We start from the raw sequence: 18,462 nt of genomic DNA, 5'->3' as shown, positions 1-18,462 counted from the left end.
CCATCGCGGTGTGGCACGTCCATCGCGGGTCGCACACCATCGGCCACCAACGACCCACTAGCCACCCACTAGCCATCGTTAGCGGCCGTTGCCGTAACCGTCTTCGAACCGGCCAACACGCCAGCCGCCTTACCTGACCACGATCGTTCCGGGAGATGTCATGCGCTTCAAGCCGTCCGCTGCCGCTGCTTTTGCCGTACTTGCCGCCGTCCTCCTCGCTTCGCCCGCACTCGCGCTGGCCAAGCCGCTCACCGTCTGCACCGAAGCGAGCCCCGACGGCTTCGATGTCGTCCAGTACAACTCGCTCGTCACGAGCAATGCATCGTCCGACGTGATCTTCAACACGCTCGTTGCGTTTGATGAAGCATCGAAGAAGGTCGTGCCGAGCCTCGCCGACAAGTGGGAGATCAGCGCCGATGGCCTCACGTACACGTTCCATCTGCGTCCGAACGTGCCATTCCAGACCACCGACTACTTCAAACCGACCCGGCCGCTCAATGCGGACGACGTCCTCTTCACGTTCAACCGGATGCTCGACGACAGCAACCCGTGGCATAAGGTGGCGGGCGCGAACGGCTTTCCCCACGCGCAGTCGATGGGCCTCACGAAGCTCGTGAAGTCGATCACGAAGGTCGATGATCAGACGGTCAGGTTCGAACTGACCGAACCGGACGCGCCATTCCTGTCGGTGATGACGATGGGCTTCGCATCGATCTACCCGGCCGAATATGCGGACCAGTTACTCAAAGCCGGCAAACAGAACGACCTGAACTCGAAACCCATCGGCACCGGCCCGTTCGTCCTGAAAAGCTATACGAAGGACGCGGTGATCCGCTATGACGTGAACCCGACCTACTGGGGGCCGAAGCCGAAGATCGACCGGCTGATTTACGCGATCACGCCGGACCCGACGGTGCGCGCGCAGAAGGTGAAGGCGGGCGAATGCCAGATCGCGTTGTCGCCGAAACCGCAGGATATCGCCGACGCGAAGAACGACAAGGCACTCAAGATCGTGCAAACGCCGGCCTTCATGACAGCGTTCGTCGCGCTGAACACTGAAAAGAAGCCGCTCGACAACCAGAAGGTCCGCGCCGCGCTGAACATGGCATTCGATCGCGCAACGTACCTGAAGGTGGTGTTCAACGATACCGCCATGCCCGCGACCAACCCGTATCCGCCGAACACATGGAGCTACGACAAGGCGGTCAAACCGTGGCCTTACGACGTCGCAAAGGCAAAGAAACTGCTCGCCGACGCGGGCTATCCGAACGGCTTCTCGACCACGATCTGGGTGCGCCCAACCGGCAGTTCGCTGAATCCGAGCCCGAAAGCCGGCGCGGAACTGTTGCAGGCGGACTTCGCGAAGATCGGCGTGAAGGCCGACGTGAAGGTGATCGAATGGGGCGAACTGATCAAGGAAGCCAAGCAGGGTCAGCATGACACGCTGTTCATGGGCTGGGCCGGCGACAACGGTGACCCGGACGACTACCTGACGCCGCTTTTCAGCTGTAACGGGGTGAAGTCGGGCATCAATTTCTCTCGCTTCTGCGACCCGGATCTCGACAAGCTGATTGACCAGGGCAAGCGCACGTCCGACCAGGCCAAGCGCACGAAAGCCTACGAAGCCGCGCAACAGATCATTCACGATGCGGCGCTGTGGATTCCGCTTGGGTATCCGACCGCGACGGCGATTACGACGAAGAACGTGAGCGGGTATCAGGTGAGTGCGTTTGGTCGGCAGAACTTTGCGACCGTGAGCGTGCAGTAGAAAAATCGCCGCTGGGAAGAAAAACAGGCCCGCGCACCGAACGCGCGGGCCTGTTTTCTTTAGTGCGTCTGTTCGTTAAAAGCGTGTGCGATCCTGTAGCACTACGTATGTAGTGCCCTTGTGCCGCTCTCTAAATCTAGACTCTGCATGCGGAATCGACGGTACGTGCGTGTGCGCGGCCGGCGCGTCCTGCAAATCATAATTTTTTTGTTTAACGCATTGTCCTGTTAGAGGATTCGCACATGCAACCTACGTTCGACAGCCGTTCGATTGAGACATTCAACAATCAATGGAATTTCGCCAAAACGTTCAACCAGGCACGTTCACAGAACCCATTCAGTTCGCCATCAGGCAGCGCGTTCAATCCATTCGGTTCATCGCGCGCGTTCAGTCAGCCGGCGATCCATTCGCAGATGTCGCGCGGCAATCCGTACTCGAATTCCGGCTTTGGCAGCGCACAAGCGGCATCCATGACGAACTTCTCGAGAGAGGTCACGAGAACCCCGGATGGCGGCATGATGTCGAAGACATCGTTCACCCGGGTCCAGCAACCCGCCTCTCAACGTGACTCGATACCGGATTCGCGTCACCGTGGCTTCGACGACCGATGCTGGGACAAACCCTCCCAACAGACGTCGCACTTGCCGATGTCGGTGACCTCGAAAGGTAACGATCTGAATGTTCGCATGGGCAACAATGCAACCCTGGACACCAAAAAATCCGACTCCGACCTCATCATCAATACGAAAACGAAAGACGGTCACGATATCTCGATCTCGTCAAAAGGTGATCCGCACGCAAGCCTGTCCATCGACGGAAAGGAAGTCGCAAAGGGCGACTACAAGGATCCGTTCCGTGTGCAGGCTGGCGACACAGATGTCACGATGATCCCGGAAGTGAAAAAGAGCAATAACGGTCCCGCTCCGTATCTGGACAAAGCCGTTATTCAGCAGAAGGACGGGTCGATGTACGTGATGGAACACCTTAGCCAGACGGACAAGTCGTCGAACCCGACTTACCGCGAGGTGACGGATGCGGGCGAACAGAGTGAGCTGCGCAACATTGCCAACAACGCGCACACCGCAACGTACAGCAACGGTCAGATGATCGATTCAACGACCCATAAGGCGATTACCAACGCGGACATCAACGCGCATTAATCGGAATCGAAAATGCATGGGGCCTTCCACGGCCCCTGCGCAGCGATCGCCTCGGCGGTTAATCCCGCTCGACCAGCGCCGCCTTGAAGCGGCGTGCGCGCTCAATCGCGTCATCGCGCCCAATCGTTTCCCGCTGCAGTTGCATGGACGCCTTCGACACGTTCCCGGCCGCAGCCGCTTGCTCGTGTATCGCCAACGCCAGTGCCCGATGCAGCGCTGGCGTACGTTCGTCATGCCAACGCAACGCGTCGCGCCACAAGCGACCGATGCGTTTGTCATGTCCACACAACTGCAAGATCGATCGGCGTTGCAGCTCATGCCGCGTTATTTCCGCCCGTCGCTGATCGACCAGCGCATCGGCCCGCTGTAATGCATCACGAGCCGCGTTAAGCGTGCGCCGTTTGCGCTGCACACGCAATTCCCGCACGCGAGCGAGCAGCCGCCATAGTCGCGCGTTACGCTGCGCGTCGATCATCGTGTCGTGACGCCGCAAAGCGCTCGAAGCATCGAGCGAGTGTCTTGCACGGCACAGTGCTCGTCATGACGCTGCCGCAGAAATCGCACGATTTCAGGCTGCCGGTCGATCGCCAGATCACTCACCGGATCGCTGCCGCGCTGATACTCGCCGATCTGAATCAGCAGTTCGAGTTCCTGATAACGGCTGATCCAGCTACGCACACGATCCGCTTCCGCTCGATGAACCGCATCCGTCACGCGCGTCATCACCCGGCTCTTGCTCTTCAGAATATCGATCGCCGGATAATGCCCCGCGCCACCGAGCTTGCTCGAAAGCTGAATATGCCCATCGAGCAGCGAACGCGCTTCTTCAGCGATCGGATCGGACAGTTCTTCGTCTTCGGCCAGCACCGTGAAGAACGCGGTCACGCTACCTTCATGCGTCAATCCAGTCGATTCGATCAGCTTTGGAAGCTCGGCGAACACGCGCGGCGGGTAGCCGCGCCGCACCGGCGGCTCGCCAACCGCGAGCCCCACTTCACGTAGAGCACGTGCATAGCGCGTCAGCGAGTCAAACAGCAGCAGCACGCGGCGCCCGGTCGCACGCAAACCGCTCGCGACTTCGCATGCCAGTTCAGCCGCCTTGAGCCGTTCCGCAGCCGGCCGTTCCGAAGTCGACGCAACGACCACCGACGAATCGCGCCGCCCCGACAAATGATCGTGAATGAACTCCGACACCTCACGGCCCCGCTCACCAATCAACGCAACGACAATCGCATCCACATTCGCACCGTTTGCGATCATCCCCATCAACGTGCTTTTACCGCCGCCAGCGGGTGCGAATATGCCGACGCGCTGCCCAACGCCACATGTCAGCAATCCGTCGATTGCCCGCACGCCGGTCGCGAACGGCTGCGCAATGACCGGCCGCGCCAGCGGATTGATGCTCGCGAGCGGCGCGCCGTGTTGCGCTCCGCTTGCCTCTTTCAATGCAGGACCGCCATCGAGCGGTTGTCCCAGTCCGTCGACGGTGCGTCCGAGCAGATCGGGCGCATCGAACTGGCCCCACGCGAGACCACACCCGTGGACTTGCGTGATATTCGACAGGCCCGCGAGACCGTCGAGCGGCATCACGAGCGCACCGTCGTCGGTGAACCCGACGACTTCGCCCAATTGCATATCGAGCGTATCGGGCCGTACCAGCCGCACCATCTCGCCGATGCGCAGCGACACCCCGACCGCGCGCACGACGACGCCGCGCGCTTCCGCGACGCGGCCATACAACGTCGGCTCACCGTTCAGCACGGGAACGAGATGCTGGGACGTCTTCACACGCGCTCCGATCCGTTCGAGGAAAGCGTAAAGACCGTTCGCACGCTGAAGGTATCGAGCGGAATCTCCTCGATCGCCAGCGTATCGATGCGAATGCCGAATGTCTTCAGGTGGCGGCGCAGATGCGGCCGCAACACGGCCGTGGTGACCAGCAAACGCACACCTCGCGCGTACGCATCCGCGAAGGCACGCTGCAGGCGCTCGAGATCGTCGATACCGAGCATGCAGTACGGCTCGCCGTCCGGGCCACTGCGGATCTGGTCTTCGAGCTCCGCCTCCCACGACGGCTCGAACACGGCCGCATCGATGCGCCACGCGTCGAGGTCCGCATAACGGCGCGCGAGGCGCGTTCCAAGTGCGATGCGCGCTTCGCGGACCATACGGTCGACCGTGCGTTCGCCATCTGGAATCCGGATGACGGCCTCGATAATCGCGCGCAGGTTGCGGATGGGCACATGCTCTTCGAGCAAGCGGCGCAGCACGCTCGCGAGCAGCACCGGTCCAACCGCCTGATCGACCTGCCCCGCAAGCTCGCGAAACTCGATGCCGATCTGATTCAGCAGAAAGCGCGCTTCCTGCGTGCCCATGCATTCCGCCGCACTCTGTTCGCATACTTCGGCGAGATGCGCGCATAGCGCCTCTTCTACGCTTGCCTTGCCGATCTGCGGATCGTCGAGCGCGGTCGCATCGGCCACACTGACCCATACCGCTTTCGGTGCGCCTGGACTATGGCCGGACATACCCGCCAGCGCGATTTGCTCGTGGCTGCCGCTCACGAGCACGTGATCGGCCACGAGCGAGCCACTCGCGTACGGCACCTCCTCGATGTCGATGATGTAGCGCTGCGCTTCAAGGCGTGCATCTCGCTGTAATGCGAGCCCCGGAAACGGCAAACCCAGACGCGTCATCAGATCGCGACGCACCCTGCCAAGCTGCGCATCGAGCACTTTTGGACGCAATGCTTCATAAGCTTTGTGTCCCATGCGCACCCTCAGTATCGCGCTCGTGCCCAGCTCGACATCATCGAGGATGCGCTGCGTATAGGTGCCGCCGTCGCGCGTCATCGCCGGCATGAACGGTCGCAGCATGCGCTCGCGGCTCCTCGCCTCGCGCATCATCAGCAGCGATAGGCCGATCAACGCGCCGCCCGCAAGCACGAACTGCAGATGCGGGAAACCCGGAATCGCGCCCAGCGCAAAGCAGCCCACACCGGCCATCGCCAGCGCTTTCGGATGCAGCGAGAGTTGCCGGAAGATATCGCCGCCGAGGTTCGTCGGCGGCCCACCGGACGAGACGCGCGTCACCAGCAGGCCCGCCGCGATCGACACAATCAGCGACGGGATCTGCGACACGAGCCCATCGCCGACCGTGAGAATCGTGTACGTATGCAACGCGTCGCTGAACGACATGCCACGCTGCGCGATGCCCACCGCGAGCCCCCCGGCAATGTTGACCAGCGCGACGACGAGGCCGGCGACCGCGTCGCCCTTGACGAACTTCATCGCGCCATCGAGCGAACCGTAGAAATACGTCTCGCGCTCCAGTTCGCCACGCAACCGCCCTGCGTCATGCGGTGCGATCAGCCCACTGCGCAAATCGGCATCGATGCTCATCTGCCTGCCCGGAATGCCGTCCAGCGTGAAACGCGCGGACACCTCGGCCACGCGATCCGCACCTTTCGCGACGACGATGAACTGAATCGCAGACAACACGACGAATACCACGATGCCGACCGCAACATTGCCACCCACGACCATCTCGCCAAACGCGCCAATGATGTCGCCAGCGTGCGCGTAGAGCAGGATCATCTTGGTTGACGCGATGGCGAGCGCAAGGCGCAACAGCGTCGTCACGAGCAGTAGCGACGGAAAGCTCGACAGTTCCGCGGCCTTCGTCACGTAGATGGTCGTGCTTAGCATCACAAAGCTCGCGCAAAAGCTCACACAGATAAAGAAGTCGAGCACAAACGCGGGAACCGGCAGGATCAGCAGTACGAGCACGAACAGAATGCCGAGGCCTACTGCTAGGTCCGCGTGGCGGCCAAGTAGCCCTGGAATATCGGCGCGTGCGAATATCCAGCGGCTTTGCTTCGGGTTTTGCGTCGGGTTTTGCATATCAGCGGCTCAACTCTCTATGTAATGCACGGCGCCGGCCCTTCACGTGAGGATCGCCTTCGCTGTCGCGGTATTCACGCTTGATTTCTTCCTTGTCCATCCGCAGCCGGCGCTTCCACAGCACGCGCTGCATCACGAAGTCGCCAATCGCCGGCACCAGTTGCGACGCCGACATCATCGCGAGCAACGATGCACTCGACACGCTCTGGTCAGCAAGCAGCATCGGCATCGGCAGCGTGAACGAAGGCACCAGTTGCGCGCACCATTTCACGAATGCGTACCAGAACACGGCGAGCAGAATCACGAACTGGGCGAGCGCGATCAGCGTATCGATGACGACACGCGTACTGAAGAGGTTCTTCAGCCCGGCCACCGGATTGACGCGCTTCAGATCGGGCGCCGCGCGCTTCCACGCAATGACGCCGCGTGTCTGCGCGACTTCCGGCACCACCGCGGCTAGCACGCCTGCCGCCAGCGTGACGAGCGTCGCAGGCAGCAGTACGCGGAACGACGAAACGACTTGTGCGAGTCGCTCCGCGAAGGTGCGCGCTTCATCGATACCGGTGACCTCCCGGATCAGCGTCTGAAACAGCTGGTACAGGTGCGGCGCCTCGATCACAAGAAAAAGCCACCAGATCAGCCCGCTTGCCGCGACGGTCGCATGCGCGCTCTTCGCGATGTCGCCGTCCCTGATCGCCTTGATGAGCCGCTGTGGGGTTGGCGCTTCGGTCTTATCGCTCATCGCAGAAGCAGACTCTGCCTGAACAGGACGAATAACCGGTCGATAAACACCGGCACGCAGGACATTGCCGCGAACGAGATCACCATCGCCTTCACGGTGCGCGCGGTCGCAAACGGATTGAGCCGCTTCACGTGACGCGACATCAGACCGAGAGACAGATCGACCATCACCATCAGGCCAATCAGCGGCATCGCGAGCCGCACACCTTCCGTGAACCACGCGGCAACATGCTCAACAGAAATCTGCTGAAAGAGCTGCGTCATGTCGACGCGGGTCGCACCGGGCGGACAGATTGCCCACGCGTCGGCAAAAAATCCGCACACACAGCGCAGGCCGGGGCCGGTGAAGAACGTGAGCGCGGCGAACTGCGTGAACAACGTTTCGAAAAGCGCGGATTCCTGCTGGAAGTTCGGGTCGTACACGGCCGCAATCGAGTAGCCGCCTTGCTGGTCGAGCAGCGCGCCGGCGCACGATGCCACATGAAACACCGCGCCAAGCAGCAATCCGAGCGCGAGTCCCACCAGTGCCTCCATGAGCGCCGCCAGAATGAGCGGTGCCGGTACTCCGACTTTTAGCGGCAGCACGGCGAACAGCAGCACCAGCGGAACACGCAATTTCGTGCCCAGCGAATCGCCGAATGCGAACGGCACGAGGCTCAGTGCCACAGCGGGACGGATCGAGCAGAACGCGAGTCCCTCGAGATAACCGAACACTTCCATGGTCAATGCATGCGCCCCGCGGCTACGAATTCGAATACATGTTCCAGAAAACGCGTTACCTCACGGCTTGCCCATGGTGCGGTAACGATCAACGTAATGCCTACACCGATGATCTTCGCACCGTACGGAAGGCTCTGGTCCTGGATTTGCAGAATCGATTGCACGAGGCCAAGGATCAGGCCAATGCCCGTCGCCACCGCGAGCGACGGTAGCGACAGCCAGAACACGAGCAGCAGCGCGTCGCTCGAAAGAGAAGCAAGCGAGGGAAACGAGTTCATGCGATGTAACTGACAATCAGACCGTGAATCAATCGGGAGATACCGGACACCGACACCAGCACGAATAGCTTGAGCGGGATCGACACGGTGCTCGGCGATAACATCATCATCCCCATCGCGGTGAGCACGTTGGCCACCACGAGGTCGATCACCAGAAACGCGATGTAAAGCAGGAAGCCTGCTTCGAAGCCACTCGATATCTCGCTGATCAGAAACGCGGGAATCAGCAGTGAGAAGTCCGTTTCCTGCACGTCGCGCGAGGGGTCGATCCGCCTGGTCGCGTTCACGAGAAATGCGCGCTCGGAGGGTCGCGAATGAGCGAACAGGAACTCGCCGAGTGGACCGCGCACCGCCCTGAGCGTCTCCGCGATGCCCGGCATCGTGCCGCTTTCGATCCGCTCGTCGATCGACAACTCCGCACCGATCTTCGACATCACCGGCGCCATCACGACGAGCGTGGCCGCCATCGCAAGACCTGCGATGGCGGTATTGCCCGGCGCCTGCTGTACGCCGAGCGCCGAGCGCAGCAGCGTCAATACGATGCTGAACTTCGTGAACGATGTGACCATCACGACGATAAACGGCATCAGGCCAAGCACTGTGATCAGGCCGATGATCGAGAGCGGATCGAGCGCCGCGTTCATGCGTCCGCGTCCGTGCTCTTGTGCTGCATCATGTCGGTGATGCGCACGCCGAGCGCATCGTCGATGTCGATTAATTCGCCGCGTGCGAAAGGTACGCCCTGGCACAGTAATGTCACCGCGCGCTCCCGCGTCGGAATCTGGAGCGACAGAATCGAGCCGGTCCGCAAATGGGCGAGATCATGAAGCGATAGCGAAAGCGTGCCGAGAACGGCATCAAACGCAAAGGTCAACGCGTCGACCGCGATGAACTCACTGGTCATTTCCGGTTGATCCTTTTCGTCGTCGATCAGCGGGCGGTCTACCAAGATTTGCTCTCCAGATATTTTCAGCAATATGCGGCGCGCGCCGCCGCGCAGCGGCACGCGCAAGTAATACGACGTTCGATCGAGCAGCAACGCGTCACCTGGTCTGATGCGCCGCAAGCGTGCGAGCGACAATGACGGACCCGCCATGCACACCGGTGCCGACACCGTCAGGCGCCGTCCGGTTTCAACAGAGCCGGCCGCCGGCGCAGGCCGGCGCCGCAGCCATTGATCGACCGCTTCGCAGTGAAACGAGAAATGCGCCATTCGTCCGCTTTGCACGTGCGTCAGCACCATGCCGTAGATGCCGGCTGGCGGTGCGGCATCAAAAGAGATGTGTTGAAGCGCGATGGAAAATCCGAACACGCCTTCGAGCACGGATAACCAGTCCTCCAGTGCGTCCTCGATCAGGTCGCGCATGTCTGCGTCCTCACGCGACAATGCACGCACCGGCAACGTGGGCAGCAACGCGCTCGCATCGCAATCCAGTGTGAACGGCTGTCCTGACGCGCTGCCTGCGAGCCTTAGCGGATATCGTGCGCGGCACGTTTCGAACTGCAGCACATAGCGGCGCACGCCGACGCTCACCGGATAGGGCGCGCCGAAATGCAGCGCCGCTACGTTCAGACGTTCAGCATCGGTATGCGACAGACGGCTCATGCAGGACCATGGATTCACCGCCCCCCTCCATCATGCGCAACATGCACGTCTCGCAGTTCCGGCCGGTCTTGCTCGCCCAGGTTGATCGCGTCGATCACGTCGCGTAGCCCCTGCTCGACCACGGCAAACTGCCTGTCGAGCGCCTCGTCGAGACCGCGATACTCGCCAAGCATCGTATCGATCGCATCTCTGATGCCTCGCTCCAGCGCGTTCAATTGCATACGCAGGCTGCCATCTATCACTCCCCGCTCGGTTTCGACGATGCATGAGTGCGGCGGCAGACCCGCGTCCGCCAATACGGTAAACAACGGCGTGGCGAGTTCCTGCTCCAGCCGGGCAATCAGGCGCTTTGCCTCGCGATAGTCGACGTTCGATACGCGCAGCGACATCACCTGCTGCGAGCGCGACGCGGCGATACAGCGCCGTAACTGATTCGGCAACGCAGCGGCCGGCGGCAGCTTGCCGATGATCAGCACGAGCGCGTCCAGCACGATCCGCGCAAGACGCTCCTCGACGCAGCGCGCGACGAAGGATGCAGCCGCATGCGGCACCACGAATTCGCGTACTGCGGCAGCTCGTCCCGCGTCATAGCCGCGACGCCACGCGCGGCGCTTCATTTCGCGGACGCGCGCGGCAAGACGCGATGTCTCACGAGCGGCGTCTTGCGCGCGCGCATCATCAAGCGCACGTAAATCCTCCAACTCGACGAGCTCGGCCGCGGACAGATAGCCGTCCGACTCGATTCGCCAGCCTCCTTTCTTGCAGATCAGCACGACTCACCTCGCATCAATTGCCTTGCGTCGTCGATCAGCGCACGTGCGGCCTCCGTGGTGATATCGCCGGCGTTGAAGCGTGCCGAGGCTTCAACGATGTCGCGCGGCATGCGCAGTCTCAGCCATATGTGCTGCACCTCGCCGCTGTCGCCCAGGCCGCGCAGCGACAACGCGAGTCCAGCAGCAGTCAGTTCGCGGCGGTCGTAGAAATTCGGCGGCCCGCCCACGGGCAGATCGTCCGATTCGCCACGCACATGCTTCTGGATTTCGCGCAGCACGTGCGGCGCAACGTTCCTCGCGAACCACCGATGAGCCGATCCCGCTACGACGCGGCGTAAAGAACGGGAACAGGCCAATGCGGCACTGATCCGGAACAGCCGCGCGCACGCGGCACGCGGCAGATCTCCGATGCAGGGCAGCGTTTGCGTGAAATCGATGCGCGTCAACTGCGGATACTCGGCAACGAGTCGTGCACTCGCCTCGGCAAGCGCACGCTCACCGCGAATCGGCTTTTCCCGCATCAACCAGCTGTGATGTGCCCATGCGCCGATCGATAAAGCAGACAGACGGGTCAAGGGGTATCTCCTTTCACTTCCGCGCTCAGCGCATCGCCGTTTGCCGCTGAACGCTTGGTGCGCAGTCGCCCGCCACGCCCGAATAACCTGATCGGAAACGAGCGGATGCCGCGGCGCCATATCCACACCGAAATGCTGAGCAACATGACGGCGACGGACGTCGCCATCATTACGAGTGTTGCGCTCGCGTGTTCATCCTGTTCGCGCCCGCCCGCGCATGCACTGCTCGTGCCGCAAGCGTCGCCTGCCACGAGCACCGGCGTGACGGGAATCAGCGTCAGATTCACGCGATCGGGCGTCAGACCTTCGACGCCCCCCGCGACGAGCCCGCGAATCTTGTCGCGCATCAACTCGAGGTTGTAGTCGGTGCGATAACGCAGCATCACCGAGGCGGACGGCGGCGTAATCAGGCCGAGGACCGGGTCCCGCTCAGGCTGCACGATGTGCACGCGCGCAACCAGTACGCCGTCGATTTTCTCCAGCGTCTCCGAAAGCTCCTGCGAAACACCGAAAATGAAGCGAACGCGGTCTTCGTCCGGGTTTGAAATCAGGCCCTGGCGACTGAAAAGTTCGCCGAGATTCGAGTGACTGCTACGCGGCAGAGCATAAGCGCCGGCCAGCTCGGTAGCAGCGACTGCGTCGTTGCTGTCAACCGATACGGTCCATGTCTTATCGGGATTGCGTTGCTTGACGCCCTCGATACCGTGATGACTCAGCACGGCGACGATGCGGTTCGCCTGGTCTTCGTCGAGGCCCTCGAACAGTGACGTTTTGCAGCCGGCAAGAAACACGAACGACAGCACGATCAGCAAGCGACGCATCAATTGCCTCGCGCCAAGGTTTGCACGCCGTTAGTGAACTGGTCGGCTACTTTCTTGTAAAACTGCAGCATCTCCGAATTCATGTTTGCGTGCTGGCGTAGCCGGAACATGTCGGCGGGCCTCAATGCGCCCCCGCTGCCAAGCAAGCGTTCGCATTCTTTATCCAGACCTTCCTGCGACTCCCTGGAGCGTTCTTCGCCCTGTGCGATCAAGTCGGCGACGCGCGAGGACATATCGTCCGCGGACGCGGCCTGACGAGACTCGAAAGATGCTCGCGGCGGTTCGACAAACGAACTGACGAAGCTGTTCGCCACCGCGCCCGCTGCTTCCAACGGGGGCGTCGCTGGCCGAACTTCTGGGATATTCATTGCAATGGCGGAAATGTGCGGCACCATCTTCTTCTCTTTCAAGTAACGTTTTGGGTTAGATCAGGAACACCTGGCCGCGCATGGACCGTAGCCGGATGCGCGGGCCCATTGAAGCGCCCCGTCGGAAGCGCTTCAATCCTTTTCCAGTACTAAGCCGGGTTATCGCAGCAACGCCATCACCGCGCCGTTTCGCTTCTCTTCGAGCATTGCAGCCATTTGCGCCGCTTCCTGCTCCTTGTTAGCGGCCTGCTTCGCCTTTTGAGCGTCCTGCGGGCTGCCGGACTGGGCCGATTGCGCCGCCGTCGAATTCGCGTTTGCACCCGCGTTCGCGAGTGCGTTGTACGTCGTACCGTTGTTGTCGTAACCGCCGCCTTGCGTCATGCCATACTGACCGCCGAACGGACTGATTCCACCTATAGCCATGATTTCCATCCTTAAAGTTTGATCACGCGTATTGCGGAGCGATTGCTCCGTCTACCGCCTGCAAAGCGACGCGCACGCGAGGCAAGCGGAACAGGACGCCCGACACGGCGTACCCGATTTCTTGATGTTTCATCAGGCGGAGAACGGCGACCGCCCGTTCCTCGCACGTCGACCATGTTCCGCATCGGGTCAACATCCGTTTGTATCTTGAGCACCTTTGGTAACAAATTCGTATACCGAACCATCGTCGTCGCGCACAACTTCCGCGCCGCACTCCGATATCCGCGTCAGCTTTCCGATCCGCAACCGCGCCCCGGCGAAATACATTCCCCCTTGCTGATCGACCAGCCACGCACCATGCGACGACCGCATGAGGTTCATGCCGATCGATTCGAGCGGTACACGCACGGGCCCTTCGCTTGCCTGATGACCTACAAAGCTCAAGCTCTGCAAGCCATCGATCTCGGCATGTGCAAGCCGTGCAATACGCGCGTAGTCCCATGATTCCGGCTGCAGAAAGCCATCGGCTGGCGGAGGCATTCCGCGAATGAGCCCGCTTCGCCAGCTCGCAGTTCCGCAAGCCTGTAGTACTTGTCGAGAAAGGTGCGCAACTGCTCTCTCAACTGATCGATCACGATCACACGCAGCACCGGCGCACGCGACGCGCCGCGTGCCGCAATCGCAAGCGCCGCAAGATCGGCGTAGCTCTGCACATACCCTTCGTACACGGTCGCCCCGGTCTTCACATCGACGTGCGTGCGCACAAGCCGGAACGCGGGGTTGGCCGCATGCGGCTGTTCTTTCGCGCCAAATAGCGACGACATCAGCGGCCAGCCGGCGCCGACCATCAGCAGCAGTACCAGCGCCGCCACCCCCACCTTCGCGGGAGCCGGCATCAGTGCACCGCGTCTTGCCACGTACGCCAATGGCGCATGCGTAAGCAGCCAACCAAGTTCGGCCTTGCGCGCCGCGAGCGGTGTCATCGCGTCGCGCCCGCTGAACTGCAACGTGACCACGCCGAGCACGAATGTCGCGCCATCGCGCAATTCCGTGGATTTTCCCGCGTGCAACGGGTGGCCGAACATCGACACGCGATCCTGCAGCGCGGTGACCCGGAGCCTTTCTCCGACGAGACGAATCGTCGCGTGATGCGCGGCGACACTATCGTCGATCAACACAAGATCGACGCCGTCGCCGCTGCCGATCGACAGATCGTGGCCCTCTGACAGCAGCACACTCGCTCCCTTATGAAGCCCGTCGGTCACGAGGATCAGCGCATTGCCGTTCATCGCGTTTGACCCAGCGCTGACGGCAGGACCACCGACGAGTCCGGCAGCAGCGGCTGCCCGGACAAACTCGCGGGCCGCGACAGCGACAGCAGCGCGCCCGTGACAGCCACGTCCGCGCGGTGTGCCCCGGCGGGATCGACCGTAGCGGGTGCAGGCCGCACGGAAGCAACATCGATCGGTGCTGCGCCCGCGACCTCACCGCTCATCCGCTTCAAACGCGGCGTGATCAGAATGAGTCGTTCGAGACGTTGCGACGTCGTCTGCGTGCTGCTGAAAATCGCACCGACATAGGGAATATCGCCCAGTACCGGCACCTGCGATCGCGACGTTTCACTGCGCTCATACTCATACCCTCCGATCAGCAGACTCTCGCCATCCGCCACGATCGCTTGCGTGACGATCGAATGGTTGTTGACACGTGGAATCCCATCGACGATCAGCGTCGAATCGAATCCGCCATCCTCGATCTGCACATTGAGCAGGATGTTTCGACGAAGGTCGCCCGCCGACTCGACGGTCGGCGTCACCTTCAAGGTCAGCCCGGTATCGACATTGAACAGATCGACGTCCTGATTTCCTGCAACGCGCACATAGACCGAGTTGCGCGACGACAGCACGGCTTCCGAATTGTTCAGCGTCAGCACTTGCGGCCGCGACAGGATGCGTGCTTTGCCGTTTTCTTCGAGCGCGCGGATTTGCGCAAACAGGTAGTTCACGGAGTTGCCGATCAGCGTCGTCAGGCTTACACCCTGCAACGCGCTTTGCACGCCCGATACCACCGACTCGCTGACAGGCGGATTCGCATTGACCATCGCATGCGCGCCGCCGTCGCTTCCTGATGTGCCGCCGCCCCAGCGAATGCCGAGTTCGCGCACCGCGTCGGTCGACACGTCGATCACCGCCGCAGTGATCTCGACGAGATCCTGTGGTTGATCGAGCATCGCGATGGCACGCTCGTAGTTGGGCATCATCTCGGGAACGTCATAGACGACCACCGAGTTCGTGCGTGCGTCCGCCACGATGTTGCGCCTCGATGACGTCACGTTCGACGGCATCGTGAGTTCAACCTGCGTGGTGGCGATCGGATCGGGCGACAGCATGTCGGCCGCGCCGTCGCCGCCCGCGAGTCCCAGGCCGCGCAGACTCGGCAGCGGGGGCGGACCATTGCGCTGTGTGCGCGCCTCCTTCGCCTGAGGGGTGCGGGCAGCAGGACGTGGCACGAAGGTATCGCCCATCAACTTGCGCAGCAGCGATGCGACGCCGGGAATCGTGGTCGTGCGATAGCCGGTGGTGTAGGTGATGTCTTGGGCCTGCGCATAGCGCAAGCGAAACACACGAATCTGGGTCTGATCGAAGGGCGTTTCGATCGCCGCCTGCTGACGGGCCTTTTCGATCGCATCCGCAATCGAATCGACGTAGCGCGACGGCCCCGTGGCTTTCGCCGTCGTGTCCGAATAGCGGACCGGTAGATGTGAATCGTCGAGATCGAGGCTGCGCAGCAAACCCGAAACGGCGTCCTGCTTCATCGGCGCAAACGGGATCGTTCTGGTTTTCACGTCCGAACCTGCGGATACATGCAGCGTCCTGCCGTCGAAATACCATGCGAGGCCATAGGCCTCCGTCAGCTTCGCGAACACGTTCGCGGGCGGCTCGTCGAATGTGCCATTCACGACGCCTTTGACGTTCTTCGCAATATCGACGGACAGACCGCCCGCGCTCGCGACATCCTTCAATACATCAGAGAGCTGCGAGTTGCGCGCGAAATAATGCATCGGCGCATTGCGCCAGGGCGGCTCGCCTGCATGCGCCGTACACGCGTGCAACGTGACCCATGCGAACGCGAGACGGCGTACCGCGGCACCCGTCGAATAGCGTCGCCGGGAACGACATCGTCTCTCTTTGCTCGCGCTGCACCACGTCATGAACATTAAAGCTCCTCTGCCGGCAAAGGCCGGCTTCGTCATGACGGAACTTTAGTTGTGCACGCATAGATCACGGTCATACAAATGTATCACCGGACCGCCGCGAACTGCGCGACGATAGACGACACACCAGCAGGCAAATGTTCTTTAGCTTATTTCATCAATATGCCTAACTAACTGTCTCTGGAAAGAGGATTGCAGAAAGTTCCACTTTGCATTCAAACGATAACTTTGAGCAGCTTCGAAATTTCTGAGCAGGTTCAAATGCCCATTACACAGTATTGCAATTTCAGCGCGGACCTCGCGAGGCCGCGACAGCGGTCGGTGCGCGTCAACGGTCTCGCGACATGTCTAAGGCTTGAAGAGGTCTACTGGACGATCATCGAAAAACTCGCACGTGAAGAGTCTCTGACCGTGGGAAAACTGATTTCCCGCTGGGCACTGGAGATGGATCTCGCGCACGAAGATGTGTGGAACTTCACTGGCTACGTGCGAGTAATCTGCGTGGTGCAACTGATGAAGCGTTCCGGGTCGATGCCCGTCGACGGAGCCGCCAGTTCGTCTGGTCTGGCGGATACGCGCGACGTTCAGTGAATGGATAGGCCGGCGGGTTGAAGGATGGTCGAAAGAAATCCGCATCCGGCATTCAGGAGATCTACATGTAAAAAAAAATCCCCTTGTACTCGGGCCATACGGACCCTTCAGAATTCACCCTGGCCGTGGTCAGGGCAACCTTCAAAGGAAATCATTTTATGCAGGTTCAAACTACGTCGACTTCGTATTCCTACAATCAACCCGCTTTTATGTCGTCCGGAGCGGGCTTTGCATCGGGTAATCACGCAACGGCGGCTTATGACTCCGGCCGACTTCAAGGTCTATCCGACGCGGTCAACGCGATAGGCGGCAACGGCGGTTATATGTCGTCAGGCGCGGGATTCGCACCGGGTAATCGCGCAGCGACGGCGTATGATTCAGGCCGGCTGCAAGGTGTATCGGATGCGGTCAACGCGATGAGCGGTACTAACGCGATGGCGGGTCCTCGCATCTTTTCTCCAGAAGGCGCTTCGCAGGGTGGCGCAGCTCTGGACGCAGCAGACCAAGGGGAAGCAAGCGAAAGCGGCGCACAAGGAAGCGGTGGGCCATGTAGCGGCGGGCAGTGTAGCGGTGCACAGGCAAGCGGCTCAGGGCAACAGATGGACCCTGCCCAGATCATGCAGATGGTGATGGGACTGCTGACTCCACTGATGAGCTTGATGGGCGGCGGTTCGGGCGGCGGCGGCGCGGGCGGTATGGCCTCGGGTATCCTGGGCGGTCTCGGCGGCAGCGCATCGGCCTGATTCCCCCGTGCAGCACGGACTACTGCCGCATTCACATCGGTCGGATCGCGGCAAAGCAGCGGGCAGTAGTCACCTGCGTTTGAACGAACCCGCAGTTGCCGGCTTTCGCCGGCAACCGTTGCAGCCAACGGCCACGCATCCGTTCCGGCATCCGGCTTGCAAACGCCCCTCTGCGAATCGGGATGCGTCTCTCAATACTCCGTCGAGCGCGTCGTCACGCAAACCATTGCCCGCGACGCGGTATTGAGCACGGCAGCTTATCCCGCTTTGCAAGCTTCGTTTCCGACTGCAGGTCTTCGTGACACCCAACGCTTGTCGCTATCGCGACCTGTTGCTTCAGCTCGTTCAGGTTAGGGATCGCGTCTTCCTCGAGCTTTTCAAGGCTTTGCCTGAGTTCCCCTTCGCGCGGCTATCACAAGGCAACTGTGCGGCGCAGCTGCTCCGCATCCTGGTGCGGCGACAACCAGGCAATACCCAAACGCACAGATATTTTCCCAACATTTAATCCTTCATCAATTAGAATGCCGAATCAAGTCGCCGCGAGAGCGTCTTAATAATTCGTTATCCATATCAGAAAATCAGGGGAACATGTAGGAGCACATACGCCAATGACCAATCTCAATATTCCCACCGAAATCACCGCTCGTGACACGCGTCGCCGCGTCATGGCCATCGTCGGCGCATCGTCGGGCAATCTCGTCGAGTGGTTCGATTTCTACGTCTACTCGTTCTGCGCGCTGTACTTCGCGCCGGCCTTCTTCCCGAAGGGCGACACCACC

The 18,462-nt window shown here is 61.1% G+C and carries 20 protein-coding genes and 1 pseudogene; 5 read left to right on the top strand and 16 right to left on the bottom strand.

Translation table 11 applies throughout. The features are described from left to right. The first annotated feature begins 160 nt into the window (after positions 1 to 160). On the top strand, positions 161 to 1,768 hold the full coding sequence (locus tag HV796_RS28240; protein WP_175229927.1) for an ABC transporter substrate-binding protein: 1,608 nt from the start codon (positions 161 to 163) through the stop codon (positions 1,766 to 1,768). A 242-nt stretch (positions 1,769 to 2,010) separates the two neighbouring features. Further along, a complete protein-coding gene (locus tag HV796_RS28235; protein ID WP_175229925.1) occupies positions 2,011 to 2,928 on the top strand; it encodes a hypothetical protein in 918 nt (305 codons plus the stop codon). 58 nt (positions 2,929 to 2,986) lie between these two features. Here the strand turns inward: HV796_RS28235 and HV796_RS28230 are convergent, their stop codons facing one another. The 16 genes from HV796_RS28230 to sctC all read right to left on the bottom strand — a co-directional run bounded on the left by HV796_RS28230 (position 2,987) and on the right by sctC (position 16,346). Next, a complete protein-coding gene (locus tag HV796_RS28230) occupies positions 2,987 to 3,403 on the bottom strand; it encodes a hypothetical protein (protein WP_175229923.1) in 417 nt (138 codons plus the stop codon). After that, a complete protein-coding gene (locus tag HV796_RS28225; protein WP_175229921.1) occupies positions 3,400 to 4,716 on the bottom strand; it encodes a FliI/YscN family ATPase in 1,317 nt (438 codons plus the stop codon). The genes HV796_RS28230 and HV796_RS28225 overlap by 4 nt, the downstream gene beginning before the upstream one ends. Further along, a complete protein-coding gene (locus tag HV796_RS28220; protein ID WP_175229918.1) occupies positions 4,713 to 6,830 on the bottom strand; it encodes a flagellar biosynthesis protein FlhA in 2,118 nt (705 codons plus the stop codon). Before HV796_RS28220 ends, HV796_RS28225 begins: the two co-directional genes overlap by 4 nt. Before the next feature lies 1 nt (position 6,831). Continuing rightward, positions 6,832 to 7,572 carry an EscU/YscU/HrcU family type III secretion system export apparatus switch protein gene (locus tag HV796_RS28215; protein WP_175229916.1) on the bottom strand — a complete coding sequence of 247 codons (741 nt, stop codon included), beginning with the start codon at positions 7,570 to 7,572 and terminating at the stop codon, positions 6,832 to 6,834. Continuing rightward, entirely contained in the window at positions 7,569 to 8,291 is a 723-nt protein-coding gene (locus HV796_RS28210) for an EscT/YscT/HrcT family type III secretion system export apparatus protein (protein WP_175229914.1), read from the bottom strand. Before HV796_RS28210 ends, HV796_RS28215 begins: the two co-directional genes overlap by 4 nt. A 2-nt stretch (positions 8,292 to 8,293) precedes the next feature. Then, positions 8,294 to 8,569, bottom strand: coding sequence for a type III secretion system export apparatus subunit SctS (gene sctS / locus HV796_RS28205; RefSeq protein ID WP_175229912.1), 276 nt, complete (start codon positions 8,567 to 8,569; stop codon positions 8,294 to 8,296). Continuing rightward, complete coding sequence (gene sctR / locus HV796_RS28200) at positions 8,566 to 9,213, bottom strand: type III secretion system export apparatus subunit SctR (protein ID WP_175229910.1); 648 nt, start codon at positions 9,211 to 9,213, stop codon at positions 8,566 to 8,568. Before sctR ends, sctS begins: the two co-directional genes overlap by 4 nt. Then, positions 9,210 to 10,193 (bottom strand): FliM/FliN family flagellar motor switch protein, encoded by a 984-nt coding sequence (locus HV796_RS28195; RefSeq protein WP_246356088.1) that lies wholly within the window; start codon positions 10,191 to 10,193, stop codon positions 9,210 to 9,212. Before HV796_RS28195 ends, sctR begins: the two co-directional genes overlap by 4 nt. Beyond that, on the bottom strand, positions 10,190 to 10,948 hold the full coding sequence (locus tag HV796_RS28190; protein ID WP_175229908.1) for a FliH/SctL family protein: 759 nt from the start codon (positions 10,946 to 10,948) through the stop codon (positions 10,190 to 10,192). Before HV796_RS28190 ends, HV796_RS28195 begins: the two co-directional genes overlap by 4 nt. Further along, entirely contained in the window at positions 10,942 to 11,523 is a 582-nt protein-coding gene (locus HV796_RS28185) for a hypothetical protein (RefSeq protein WP_246356087.1), read from the bottom strand. Before HV796_RS28185 ends, HV796_RS28190 begins: the two co-directional genes overlap by 7 nt. Next, complete coding sequence (gene sctJ / locus HV796_RS28180; RefSeq protein ID WP_175229906.1) at positions 11,520 to 12,344, bottom strand: type III secretion system inner membrane ring lipoprotein SctJ; 825 nt, start codon at positions 12,342 to 12,344, stop codon at positions 11,520 to 11,522. Before sctJ ends, HV796_RS28185 begins: the two co-directional genes overlap by 4 nt. Next, a complete protein-coding gene (locus HV796_RS28175; RefSeq protein ID WP_175229904.1) occupies positions 12,344 to 12,754 on the bottom strand; it encodes a hypothetical protein in 411 nt (136 codons plus the stop codon). Before HV796_RS28175 ends, sctJ begins: the two co-directional genes overlap by 1 nt. Positions 12,755 to 12,871: 117 nt before the next feature. Beyond that, positions 12,872 to 13,135: a hypothetical protein gene (locus tag HV796_RS28170; RefSeq protein ID WP_175229902.1), complete on the bottom strand. Its 264-nt coding sequence runs from the start codon at positions 13,133 to 13,135 to the stop codon at positions 12,872 to 12,874. A 189-nt stretch (positions 13,136 to 13,324) separates the two neighbouring features. After that, entirely contained in the window at positions 13,325 to 13,543 is a 219-nt protein-coding gene (locus HV796_RS44285; RefSeq protein WP_246356086.1) for a hypothetical protein, read from the bottom strand. A gap of 32 nt (positions 13,544 to 13,575) precedes the next feature. Then, complete coding sequence (locus tag HV796_RS28165) at positions 13,576 to 14,424, bottom strand: FHA domain-containing protein (protein ID WP_246356085.1); 849 nt, start codon at positions 14,422 to 14,424, stop codon at positions 13,576 to 13,578. Continuing rightward, positions 14,421 to 16,346 (bottom strand): type III secretion system outer membrane ring subunit SctC, encoded by a 1,926-nt coding sequence (gene sctC / locus HV796_RS28160; protein WP_246356084.1) that lies wholly within the window; start codon positions 16,344 to 16,346, stop codon positions 14,421 to 14,423. The genes HV796_RS28165 and sctC overlap by 4 nt, the downstream gene beginning before the upstream one ends. A gap of 264 nt (positions 16,347 to 16,610) precedes the next feature. Here sctC and HV796_RS28155 point away from each other — a divergent pair, with 264 nt between their 5' ends. The 3 genes and pseudogenes from HV796_RS28155 to HV796_RS28145 form a co-directional block, all read left to right on the top strand. Further along, on the top strand, positions 16,611 to 16,940 hold the full coding sequence (locus HV796_RS28155; RefSeq protein WP_134190763.1) for a ribbon-helix-helix domain-containing protein: 330 nt from the start codon (positions 16,611 to 16,613) through the stop codon (positions 16,938 to 16,940). Between the two features lie 158 nt (positions 16,941 to 17,098). Further along, positions 17,099 to 17,683: a hypothetical protein gene (locus HV796_RS28150; RefSeq protein WP_175229898.1), complete on the top strand. Its 585-nt coding sequence runs from the start codon at positions 17,099 to 17,101 to the stop codon at positions 17,681 to 17,683. Positions 17,684 to 18,291: 608 nt separating this feature from the next. Beyond that, positions 18,292 to 18,462, top strand: a pseudogene (locus HV796_RS28145) (alpha-ketoglutarate permease); the annotation flags it as partial.

Source organism: Paraburkholderia humisilvae (assembly GCF_902859855.1).
In the GTDB taxonomy this organism is placed as follows: Bacteria; Pseudomonadota; Gammaproteobacteria; order Burkholderiales; family Burkholderiaceae; genus Paraburkholderia; species Paraburkholderia humisilvae.
The sequence above is the reverse complement of the archived record's forward strand: the minus strand, read 5'-3'. Positions and strand labels throughout refer to the sequence as shown.